General features: G+C 74.3%; 10 protein-coding genes. 7 read left to right on the forward strand and 3 right to left on the reverse strand.

Annotated elements, in window-relative coordinates; translation table 11 throughout:
* Positions 1-175: 175 nt before the first annotated feature.
* Together VM636_RS27720 and VM636_RS27725 are read right to left on the reverse strand one after the other, a co-directional pair.
* Complete coding sequence (locus VM636_RS27720; RefSeq protein ID WP_030417550.1) at positions 176-781, reverse strand: hypothetical protein; 606 nt, start codon at positions 779-781, stop codon at positions 176-178.
* A 534-nt stretch (positions 782-1,315) separates the two neighbouring features.
* A complete protein-coding gene (locus tag VM636_RS27725; RefSeq protein ID WP_030417549.1) occupies positions 1,316-1,762 on the reverse strand; it encodes a DUF6643 family protein in 447 nt (148 codons plus the stop codon).
* Positions 1,763-2,057: 295 nt separating this feature from the next.
* Here VM636_RS27725 and VM636_RS27730 point away from each other — a divergent pair, with 295 nt between their 5' ends.
* Positions 2,058-3,338 carry a TerD family protein gene (locus VM636_RS27730; protein ID WP_030417548.1) on the forward strand — a complete coding sequence of 427 codons (1,281 nt, stop codon included), beginning with the start codon at positions 2,058-2,060 and terminating at the stop codon, positions 3,336-3,338.
* A 19-nt stretch (positions 3,339-3,357) separates the two neighbouring features.
* Here the strand turns inward: VM636_RS27730 and VM636_RS27735 are convergent, their stop codons facing one another.
* A complete protein-coding gene (locus VM636_RS27735) occupies positions 3,358-4,563 on the reverse strand; it encodes a glycosyltransferase (RefSeq protein ID WP_053913137.1) in 1,206 nt (401 codons plus the stop codon).
* Between the two features lie 39 nt (positions 4,564-4,602).
* Between VM636_RS27735 and VM636_RS27740 the strand changes: the two genes are divergently transcribed.
* From VM636_RS27740 to VM636_RS27765, 6 genes are all read left to right on the forward strand, one after another.
* A complete protein-coding gene (locus VM636_RS27740) occupies positions 4,603-5,388 on the forward strand; it encodes an aspartate/glutamate racemase family protein (RefSeq protein WP_053913136.1) in 786 nt (261 codons plus the stop codon).
* Positions 5,389-5,460: 72 nt separating this feature from the next.
* The gene (locus tag VM636_RS27745) at positions 5,461-6,003 is read left to right on the forward strand and encodes a hypothetical protein (RefSeq protein WP_030417545.1); all 543 of its coding nucleotides are present in this window, start codon (positions 5,461-5,463) and stop codon (positions 6,001-6,003) included.
* Positions 6,004-6,160: 157 nt separating this feature from the next.
* Positions 6,161-7,774 carry an apolipoprotein N-acyltransferase gene (gene lnt, locus VM636_RS27750; RefSeq protein ID WP_053913135.1) on the forward strand — a complete coding sequence of 538 codons (1,614 nt, stop codon included), beginning with the start codon at positions 6,161-6,163 and terminating at the stop codon, positions 7,772-7,774.
* A 67-nt stretch (positions 7,775-7,841) separates the two neighbouring features.
* Entirely contained in the window at positions 7,842-8,321 is a 480-nt protein-coding gene (locus tag VM636_RS27755; RefSeq protein ID WP_053913134.1) for an NUDIX domain-containing protein, read from the forward strand.
* A 139-nt stretch (positions 8,322-8,460) separates the two neighbouring features.
* On the forward strand, positions 8,461-10,008 hold the full coding sequence (locus tag VM636_RS27760) for an MFS transporter (protein ID WP_030417542.1): 1,548 nt from the start codon (positions 8,461-8,463) through the stop codon (positions 10,006-10,008).
* An 8-nt stretch (positions 10,009-10,016) separates the two neighbouring features.
* On the forward strand, positions 10,017-10,619 hold the full coding sequence (locus VM636_RS27765) for a TetR family transcriptional regulator (protein WP_030417541.1): 603 nt from the start codon (positions 10,017-10,019) through the stop codon (positions 10,617-10,619).
* The last annotated feature ends 507 nt before the right edge of the window (positions 10,620-11,126 follow it).

Here is an 11,126-nt window from a genome sequence, read left to right on the forward strand (position 1 = left end):
ACCGTGGTGTCCGGTGCCGGGGGACGGCCGTGTCCGGCCCGCAGCCGGCGCACGTCCGCGCCGCTCGGCACGGAGGTGCCCGGCGGCCGTCGTCCGCGCGGGCCGCCACCGGTCGGTTCGGCCGGTCCACCGTAGCGTGCGCGCGGGCCGTGGGTTGACCGGAGGGCGAAGCCCGCTAGCTGTTGCTCCCGGTCCGGCCCCAGTCCGGGCCCACCCGGTCCCACTCCTGGTCCCAACGCGCGTACCGGCTGCGGACCATGCGCCACAGCACGAGCCGCCGGGCGCCTTCGACGAGGGCGGCGGCCCCGAGGGCGGCGCCGATGCCGGCGAGCACGGCGTGGGTGGTGGCGGTGGCGGTGTCCATCGGGCGGGCCACCGCCCGGCCCTGGGCGTCCGTCCAGATCGGGAAGCGGTCGCCGCCGCGCGGGCGGTCGAGGGTGGACAGGACGGGGCCCTCGTGCCCGGTCCCGTCCGGCGCCGTCCAGCGGGCGACGACATGGCTGCGCGGGTCGGTGGCGGTGGCCCGCTCCGGGTCGACGTTGAGCGGTGAACGCCCCAGTTCCCGGACGACGGTGGCGGTCACCTCGTACCGGGTGGCGTTCTGCGCGCGGACCGAGCGGGTCATGGCGTCCTGCGCCGCGCCGCCGACGAGGAGGCCGGTCAGCGGGACCAGGAAGAGGATCAGCAGCAGGCCCGTCAGGGCGACCCAGGACTCGGCCAGGTCGGTCGGGCGGCACAGCGGATTGCGCCGCCAGTGCCACAGGCCCCTGATCGCCCCCACGGTCGCCTCTCCCTCCCGCTGCCGCCGTCCCCGTAGGAGCCCGTCGTCCCGCGCGAGGGCGGGAGGGTACGGCGGGACCTCGCGGCGAGGTCTCCCGACCGGGCTCTCATACGTCTCTCATACCGTCCAACGCCCCGCCTCCGCCCGGCATTCCCGGAAAACGGCCCCGTGGGGGAGACACACGTCACTCGGTGGACCGTTCGCGGGGGAGGCCGTGGCAGAGAGGGGCCGACGGTCCGTCGGCGAGGCGAGCCCGGTCCCGGCGTGCGTGCGGGGTCCCGCGGACGGGCGGCCCGAAGCCGCCGCCGGGCGGTGCCACGGCGGCGGCTTCGGGCGGGTACCGCTCCGGCCGACGACCCCCCGTCGTCGGCCGGCGTCCGGCGGCGCTCCCCGCCCGGCTCCCGCGCACGCCGCGACGGCCTCCCGGGCGCGGGGCACCGCGAGGCCGCGGTCCGGCGGCCTGGACCGGCCGGACCGCGCTCCCCTGGGTGTCACGGTGCCGTGGGCGTCAGCGGCAGTGCGCGGGGGAGCGGCTCAGTAGCCGCGGTACTGCTGGTTGTTGTACGGGTCCTGGTACGGCGCGGGGGCCGGCCGGGGCGCGGCCGGCCGCATCGCCTCGTACCCCGCCGGGCCGGGCGCCATCGGGCGCGGCGGCTGCGGCATCTGCTGCGGGGCCGGGTAGCCCCGCGGGGCGGCGGCCTGCTGCGGTATGTAGGCGGCGGGTGCCTGCTGGAGCGGGGCCGGATGCGGCATCTGCTGCGGGTAGCCGTAGGCCGGCGGCTGGGACGGGCCCGAGGGGAGCGCGGGCAGGGCCGAGGGGAGCGCGGGCAGGTGACTGCTCGGCGGCTCGTACGCGGCGGGGACCCGGATCGGGGCGATCTGCGGGGTGCCCCGCTCGGCCACGAGCGAGTCGTAGATCGGGGTGTCCGGGAAGGAGGCGGAGTAGTAGCCGCCGCCATAAGTGGAGCGGGGGGAGGTCATGGCCATAAGTTAAGCCCACGATGTGCTGGTTGGGGAGACCGACAAGACGGTTGTTTTGCCGGTGCGCGACACCCTGGTATCCCTAATTCGAGTGAAATCCCGAAAAAGGGGCAACAGAAAAGGCGTTCTTGTTGTATTGGCCAAGTGTCGGGGACGTTACCGGGAGTTGTCGAGCCCCCTTCCCGGGCCGCCGGTGAACGGCGCGCGGCGGGGGAATAGGTTGGTCGCGCACACACTGGACGAACCGCCGGGACGCCAACCGGTGCGGTGACACGTGATGGGGGCGGACATGTCGATGGCCAAAGGGTCCAACACGCCGGTGCCGACGACGGCGCTGCGGGTCGAGCTGGGCTGGAGGACGGGCCCCGGGGTACCGGACGCGGACGCCTCGGCGCTGCTCCTGGTCGGCGGACGGGTCCGCTCCGACGCGGACTTCGTCTTCTACAACCAGCCGGCGCACTCCTCCGGCGCGGTGCGGCACGAGGGCAAGCGGGACGCCGGCGGGCGGGTGACCGACACCCTCGTCGTCGACCTCGCCCGCGTGGAACCCGCGATCGAGACGGTGATCCTCGCGGCCTCCTCCGACGGCGGTTCCTTCGGACAGGTCCCCGATCTCTACATCGAGGTACGGGACGCGGCCGGCGACACGGTCCAGGCCCGTTTCGACAATCCGGGCGCCACCGTCGAGACGGCCTTCGTCCTCGGCGAGTTCTACCGCCGGCAGGGCGCGTGGAAATTCCGCGCCGTGGGCCAGGGTTACGACACCGGACTGGCGGGCCTCGCCACCGACTACGGCATCACCGTGGACGAGCCGCAGCACACCCCGCCCGTCGCCCCTGTCGCGGCCCCCGCCCCCGCGCAGCCCGCGCCCCCGCCGCCCGCGGCACCCCCGGCCGCCGCCGTCGCACCCCCGCCCCCGGCCGCGCCTCCCGCGCCGGTACGGCTGACCAAGGTGACGCTGACCAAGGCGGCGCCGTCCGTCTCGCTGACCAAACAGGGCGGCACCTCGGGCGCCCTGCGCGTCAACCTCAACTGGGAGACGCGCAAGCAGTTCTCCGGCTGGGGCCGCAAACTCGGCCGGGCCGTCGCCCAGCACAACGACCTCGACCTCGACCTGTGCTGCCTCTACGAACTCGCCGACGGCAGCAAGGGCGTCGTCCAGGCCCTCGGCAACGCCTTCGGCTCGCTGCACCGGCCGCCCTACATCCACCTCGACGGCGACGACCGCACCGGAGCCGTCGAGAGCGGCGAGAACCTCACCGTCAACCTCGACCACCTGCGGGACTTCCGCCGCATCCTGGTCTTCGTCACCATCTACGAAGGCGCCCGCTCCTTCGCCGACCTGCACGCCACCGTCACCCTCCGGCCCCAGAACGGCGCCCCCGTCGACTTCTCGCTCGACGAGTGCACGGTCCCCTCCACGGTCTGCGCGCTCGCCCTGATCACCAACACCGGCAACGACCTCGTCGTCCAGCGCGAGGCCCGCTACCTGGTGCCCGAACGGGGCGTCAGCCCCCAGCGGACCATCGACCGCGCCTACGGCTGGGGCATGAACTGGACCCCCGGCCGCAAGTGACGCCGCGCCGGCCGGACGCTCAGCCCTCCTCGGGAACGGCGTCCGGCCGCGCGTAGGTCCGCCCCTTCCACGCCGCCCCGCGGCCCTGGTGATGCCGCACCGCCGAGTCCACCGTCATCAGCAGGTAGAGGAACGCGGTGAAGGGCAGCAGCGGGGCCTGCCACAACGGCTGCCGGTAGTAGCGCAGCATCGGCGCGTACGTCCCCGCCATCACCAGCCACGCCGCCCCGCCGCACCCCGCGGTCACCGCGTTCCCCGTGGCGAGCCCCGCCACCAGCGCCACCGGCGGCACCAGGTACACCAGCGCCAGACCGGCCACCGTCGCCGCCAGCACCGCCGGACTGTGCCGCAACTGCGCGTACGCGCTGCGCGCGACCATGCTCCACAGATCGGCGAGGCGCGGATAGGGACGCACGCTGTCCACTCCCTCGGCCAGCCCCAGCCACACCCGGCCGCCGGCCCCCTGGACGGCGCGGGCCAGGGCGACGTCGTCGATGACCGCGTGCCGGATCGCGTCCGGGATCCGCGCCCGTGCCGCGGTCCCGGCCCGCAGCAGCACACAGCCGCCCGCCGCCGCCACCGTCCGCGAGCCGGGCCGCCCGATCCGGCGGAAGGGGTAGAGCTGCGCGAAGAAGTAGACGAACGCCGGCACCACCAGCCGCTCCCAGCCGCTCTCCACCCGCAGCCGGGCCATCTGCGAGACCACGTCGAACCCCCCGGCCTCCGCCCCCGCCACCAGCCGGCGCAGGCCGTCCGGCGCGTGCGCGATGTCGGCGTCCGTCAGCAGCAGGTACTCGGGATCACGCGCGCGGGCCAGCGCGATCCCGTGCCGCACCGCCCACAGCTTGCCCGTCCACCCCGCCGGCGGCTCCCCCGGCGAACCGACGGTGAGCGGCAGCCCGCCCCGCTCCCGCGCCAGCGCGCGCGCCAGGTCCCCGGTGCCGTCCGCGCTGCCGTCGTCGACGAGGAAGACCTCCGCCCGCCCCGGGTACTCCTGCGCCAGCACAGAGGGCAGGCTGCGGGGCAGCACCCCCGCCTCGTCACGGGCCGGCACCACCACGCACACCGGCGGCCAGACCTCCGGTTCCCCACCCTCCGGGGGCAGGCGCACGTCCGTGCGCCAGAAGAACCCCTGGGCGAGCAGCAGCCACAGCCAGGCGGCGAGTGACGCGGCGGATACGACGGAAGTCCACACGGAGGCGTTCACGTGCGTAGTGTGCCCCACGGCACCGGCCCCGGCCCGCTCATCGTCTAAGGTGGCCGGGTGAAGATCGCGCTCATGGACTCCGGAATCGGCCTGCTGGCGGCCACCACCGCGGTACGGCGCCTGCGACCGGACGCCGATCTCATCCTCTCCATGGACCCCGACGGCATGCCCTGGGGCCCGCGCACCCCCGAGGACCTGACCGCCCGCGCGCTCGCCGTCGCCGAGGCCGCCGCCGCGCACCGGCCGGACGCCCTCATCGTCGGCTGCAACACCGCCACCGTCCACGCCCTGCCCACCCTGCGCACCCGCCTCGAACCGGGACTTCCCGTCGTCGGCACCGTCCCGGCGATCAAGCCCGCCGCGGCCGGCGGCGGCCCCGTCGCCATCTGGGCCACCCCGGCCACCACCGGCAGCCCCTACCAGCGCGGGCTCATCGCCGACTTCGCCGGCGACACCCGGGTCACCGAGGTCCCCTGCCCCGGCCTCGCCGAGGCCGTCGAGCACGCCGACGAGCCCGCGATCACCGCCGCCGTGGCCGCGGCGGCCGCCCTGACCCCGGCCGACACCACCACCGTCGTCCTCGGCTGCACCCACTACGAACTGGTCGCCGACCGCATCCGCGCCGCCCTGCGCCGCCCCGGCGGGGACCGCCTCGTCCTGCACGGCTCGGCCGGCGCCGTCGCCGCCCAGGCGCTGCGCCGCATCGGCGCCGCCCCCCGGCCCGACGCCCCCGCCCGCGGCACCCTCACGGTGCTGCGCAGCGGACGGCAGGGCACCCTCCCCGAGGCCGCCCTGGCCTACGAGGAGGGCCGGCTCCTCGGCGCCGTCACCCCCGCCGGCTGACCGCCGCCCGGTCGGACCAGCCGCCCCGCGCGACGAGGTACCCACCCGGCGAAAGCTGAGTACCTTGGTGCCATGAGGCATCGCCCCGCCGGGAACGCCCCCCGCTCCGACGTCTGGACCGGCCGTGCCACCAACCGCGTCCAGTGGCTGCTGGCGCTGATCGGCGCCGCCTGCCTGGCGCTCGGCATCACCCTCGCCGTCGACTCCGCCTGGGACTCCGGCGTCGCCCCCCTCACGATGGCCGTCGTGGGCTGCATCGCCGCGGGGCTTCTCGTCCTCTTCGGCACCCTCGCCTTCGTCCACGTGGCGCTGCGCGTCGACGAGGAGTGCCTCGAAGTGCGCTGCGGACACATCGGCCTCCCCCGCCGCCGCATCCCCCTGGCCCACGTCGCCGTCGCCGAGTTCGCCCCGCACGTCACCCCCCGCCACTGGGGCGGCTGGGGGTACCGCTGGCGGCCCGAGAAGGGCACCGCCGTCGTCGTCCGACGCGGCGAGGGACTGATCCTGAGACTCTGGGACGGGCACACCTTCACCGTCACCGTCGACGACGCCGAGGCGGCCGTCCAGGTCATCAAGGACCGCCTCCGGCCCAAACCCGTCGGCCGGACGTCCTGACCCGGCCGCGACACGCCGGGCCGGGACCCCTCTGCCCGCCGGCCGGTCCCCGGGCGTGTCGTCCGCCGACCGCCCCCTCGCCCGTCACGCGGCGTCACGGACGCTGGCCGCCCGGCCGCGTTGCGGGCGGCGGCGTCACCCGCCGTAGACTCCCGGGGTGACCGTCACCGCAACCTCCGTCGGCGAGCCGGACCGGCTGAAGCCGCAGGCCACGACCGCCCCGCGGCTCGCCGCGCGGCTCGCGCGTCTGCTCCCGGCCGTCTGCGCCGCGCTCTCCGGAGTGCTGCTCTACGTCAGCTTCCCGCCCCGCACCCTGTGGTGGCTCGCCCTGCCCGCCTTCGCCGTCCTCGGCGCGGTGCTGCGCGGACGCGGCCCCGGGGCCGGCCTCGGCCTCGGCTACCTCTTCGGCCTCGGCTTCCTCATGCCGCTGCTGGTGTGGACCGGCGTGGAGGTGGGCCCCGGCCCCTGGCTCGCCCTGGCCGCCGTCGAGGCGGTCTTCGTCGCCCTCGTCGGCGCCGGAGTCGCCGCGGTGTCCCGGCTCCCCGCCTGGCCCGTGTGGGCCGCCGCCCTGTGGACCGCCGGCGAGGCGGCACGCGCGCGGGTGCCCTTCCACGGCTTCCCCTGGGGAAAGATCGCGTTCGGCCAGGCGGACGGCGCGTTCCTCCCGCTCGCCGCCCTCGGCGGCACCCCCGTCCTCGGCTTCGCCGTCGCCCTCACCGGCTTCGGCCTGTACGAGGCCGTCCGCGTCGCCGTCCGGGCCCGCCGCACCCGCGACGTCCGGCGCGGCGCCGCGGTCGCCGCCGTGCTCACCGTCGCCGTCCCGGTCGTGGCGGCCGTCGCCGCCCGGCCCCTCGTCGACGCCGGCGCCGAGGACGGCACCGCCACCGTCGCCGTCGTCCAGGGCAACGTCCCGCGCGCGGGACTCGGCTTCAACGAACAGCGCCGGGCCGTCCTCGACCACCACGTGCGCGAGACCGAACGGCTGGCCGCCGCCGTCGCGGCCGGCGAGGTGCGGCGCCCCGACTTCGTCCTGTGGCCCGAGAACTCCTCCGACATCGACCCCTTCGCCAACCCCGACGCGCGCCAGGTCATCGAGCGGGCCGTGCGGGCCGTCGGCGTCCCCGTCTCGGTCGGCGGCGTCGTGGACCGAGACGGCCGGCTGCTCAACGAGCAGATCCTGTGGGACCCGGTGAAGGGCCCCGTCGACACCTACGACAAGCGGCAGATCCAGCCGTTCGGCGAGTACCTGCCGATGCGGTCGCTCATCGGGGCCGTCAACGAGGACTGGACGTCCATGATCCGCCGCGACTTCAGCCGGGGCACCGAACCGGGCGTCTTCACCATGGCCGGCACCCGGGTCGGCATCGCCACCTGCTACGAGGCCGCCTTCGACTGGGCCGTGCGCTCCGAGGTCGCCGGCGGCGCCCAGCTCCTGTCCGTGCCGAGCAACAACGCGACCTTCGGCCGCAGCGAGATGACCTACCAGCAGCTCGCCATGTCCCGGGTCCGCGCGGTCGAACACAGCCGCACCGTCGCCGTACCGGTGACCAGCGGCGTCAGCGCGATCATCCTGCCGGACGGCACCGTCACCCAGCGGACCGGCATGTTCGTCGCCGACACCCTGGTCCAGGAGGTGCCGCTGCGCTCCGGCCTCACCCCCGCCACCCGCGTGGGCATCCTCCCCGAGATCGCCCTCGTGCTGGTCGCGGCCGGCGGCCTCGGCCGGGCTGTCGCCGTGGGTGTGCGCGGGCGACGCGCCCGCGACGTGTAGCCGTACGCCCGCCGCACGCCCCGTGAACCGGTGAGCGGGGGCCTGCGCTCCCGCTAGGGTCGGCCGCATGGCTACTCCCGACTTCATCCGCGACCTGCGCGCTCTCGCCGGACACCGGTTGCTGTGGCTCCCCGGGGTCACCGCCGTCGTCTTCGACGACGCGGGCAGAGTCCTGCTCGGCCGGCGGTCCGACACCGGTCGCTGGGCGCTGATCGGCGGCATCCCCGAGCCCGGCGAGCAGCCGGCGGTCTGCGCCGTGCGCGAGGTGGAGGAGGAGACCGCCGTGCGGTGCGTCGTCGAGCGGCTGGTAATGACCCAGGCACTCGCCCCCGTCACCTACGAGAACGGCGACGTGTGCCAGTTCATGGACCTCACCTTCCGCTGCCGGGCCGTCGGCGGCGAGGCCCGCGTCAACGACGACGAGTCGCTGGAGGTGGGCTGGTTCGCCGTGGACGCGCTGCCCGACCTGCAGGAGTTCGGACGGGTCCGGATCAAGCACGCGCTCTGCGAGGGACCCACCTGGTTCGAGCCCGCCGGCACGCCCTGAGGCACGCCGCCACCGCACAGGAGAGAAGAGGAAGGGGGCCGTCCGGCGGCCCCCTTCCGTCTTTCGGGGGAGTGTCTTGCCTCCTCACGCTTCGTAGTGTTAGTTTCTCACATGTTAGTGACTCACACATGGAGTGGTGATGGAGAGCCGACCCGACCCGGCGCGGTGGTGGATGCTGATCGTGCTCTGTCTCGCCGTCCTCGTGGTCGGCCTCGACATCACGATCCTCAACGTCGCGCTGCCGACCATCTCCGGCGCCCTCGGCGCGGACACCGGCCGGCTCCAGTGGATCGTGGACTCCTACACCCTCGCCTTCGCGGGGGTGATGCTCCCGGCCGGTGTGCTCGGCGACCGCTACGGCCGCAAGAAGGTCCTGCTGCTCGGGCTGGCGGCGTTCACCGTCGCCTCCGCCTGGTCCGCCCTGTCCCGCTCCGCCGGTGAGCTGATCGCGGCCCGGACCCTGCTCGGCGCCGGCGCGGCGGTCGTCCTGCCGCTGACGCTCGCCTTCGTCGCCGACACCTTCGACGACCGGGAACGCCCGAAGGCCATCGCCGTCATCACCACCGCCTTCGCCGGCGGGCTGCCCCTCGGACCCATCCTCGGCGGCCTCCTCATCGAGCACTTCGACTGGGGATCGGTCTTCTGGATCAACGTCCCGGTGGTCGGTGTCGCCGTCGTCGCCGGTCTGCTGCTGCTGAGGGAGTCCCGCAGCGCGGCGCCGCCCGCCGTCGACGTGGTCGGGCTGTTCCTCGCCATCGGCGGCGTCGTGGCGCTGGTGTGGGGGTTCATCACCGCCCCCGGGCACGGCTGGGGCTCGCCGGTCACGGTCGGCCTCCTGGCCGGCTCCGTCGTCCTGCTGGCGGGCTTCTTCCTGTGGGAGGTCCGCACCGGCGACCGGATCGTGGACCCCGCGCTGTTCGGCAGGCCGCGCTTCACCTGGGGGACGGTCGCCGCCGTCGTGGTGTCCGTGGCCCTGTTCGCCGTGCTGTTCGTGGTGCCCCAGTTCCTCCAGGGCGTCTCCCGGTACAACGCCTTCGACACCGGCCTGCGCCTGGTCCCGCTGATGGGCGGCCTGATGGTGACCGGCGCCCTGGCCGGCTTCGTCGACCGCTGGATCGGCACCAAGGCCACCGTGGTCGCGGGCCTCGCCCTCCTCGCGGCCGGGCTGGTCCTCCTCTCCCGCGTCCAGGCCGGCAGCGGCTACGGCATGCTCGCCACCGCACTGGCCCTGTGCGGGCTCGGCGTCGGCGCCGCCATGGCCCCGGCGATGGACGCGGTCACCGCCGAGGTGGGTGACGAATCGGGCGCCGGGGCCGCCGTGGCGAACACCCTCCGCCAGGTCGGCGGAGCCCTCGCCGTGGCCGTGCTCGGCAGCATGCTCTCCACCGTCTACGCCAACCGCCTCGCCGACCACACGCCCGGCCTCCCGCCGCAGACGGTGGAGACCGCGAGCGAGTCCGTGATGGGCGCCGGGGCCGTGGCCGACCGGCTCGGACCCGCCGGCCAGGCGCTGCGCGCCGCCGCCGGGGACGCCTTCGCCCAGGCCATGTCCGGAGTCATGGTCAGCTGCGCCGTGGTCGTCGTCATCGGCGCGCTGCTCTGCGGTGTCTACCTCCCCGCCCGCGCCGGCTCCCACGAGCGCGGCCGGGTGCCGGCTACCACGGAGACCCTGGTCGACGTGGAATGATCCCGGCCATGACGGAACCGGGGAACACATCCGACTGGCGCGAACGCAAGAAGGCGGCCACCCGACGCTCCATCCAGAGCCACGCGATGCGCCTCTTCCTGGAGAAGGGGTACGACGCGACCAGGGTGGAGGAGATCGCCGCCGCTGCCGGTGTCTCGATCATGACCTTTTTCCGGTACTTCCCCACGAAGGAACACGTCGCCGCCGAGGACGACTACGACTTCCTGATCACCCGGCTCGTGGAGGACTCCGCCGGCGGCGAACCCCTGGTCGGCCGCATCCACCAGGCCCTGCGCGACGGACTGGCCCAGATCTACGCCACCGACCGGCAGGCGCTGCTCGACCGGACCCGGCTGATCCTGACGACACCGGCGCTCCAGGGCAGGATGTGGCAGAACCAGGCCGTCACCCAGCAGCACATCGTGCGCGCGCTCGCCGGACGGACGGCGGACAAGGACGGCGAACTGCGCGTCAAGGTGCTGGTCGCGGCGAGTTTCGCCGTCGCCACCGTGGCCCTGCTGGAATGGGCCGCCGCGCCCGGCGAGGGCGAACTCCCGGACCGTATCGACAAGGCTTTCGCCGCCTTCGCCGAGGGCGCGGGAGAAGGCTGAATTCCAGCCAATGCGCGCCGGCTCGGAACCGGCGCGCACATGCCGTCCGGAACGCGCCTGCTCGACGCCTTGAACGGGGGAAACGTTTTGGTCCCGGTCATTTTTCGACGGTGAGGTAAAGGTCCGGTGCGCGATCACCGAAAAACCTTGAGGAAGGGCCTGTCCGTTCTGTAGGCTGCCATCAGGTGAGGTCGGGTATCGGACCGAGCCTGGAAGGTGATCACGGGGGAAGGGGCCTTCAGGTGTTCGCGACGTAACTGGCCGATGCAGCCAGTGGTATCGGAGTTGTCCACCTCGAACGGCGAGCGGGTTGGGGCACGGCTCACGGCCGGTCCGCGCACGGTCTGTGGACCCCGTTTCTCGGGTGTGTCCAGCGTGCGAGCCGCATGACGTCATATCGAGGACTGTGAGGACTTCCGCCCTTTCCCGGCGGGATTTTCGGGACAGCTCTTTCACGGCCGTCGAAAGGCCGACGGGGGTCTTGTGTTGCCTGAAAATCTTGTCTTC

It is taken from the genome of Streptomyces sp. SCSIO 75703, assembly GCF_036607905.1.
Taxonomy (GTDB): Bacteria; Actinomycetota; Actinomycetes; order Streptomycetales; family Streptomycetaceae; genus Streptomyces.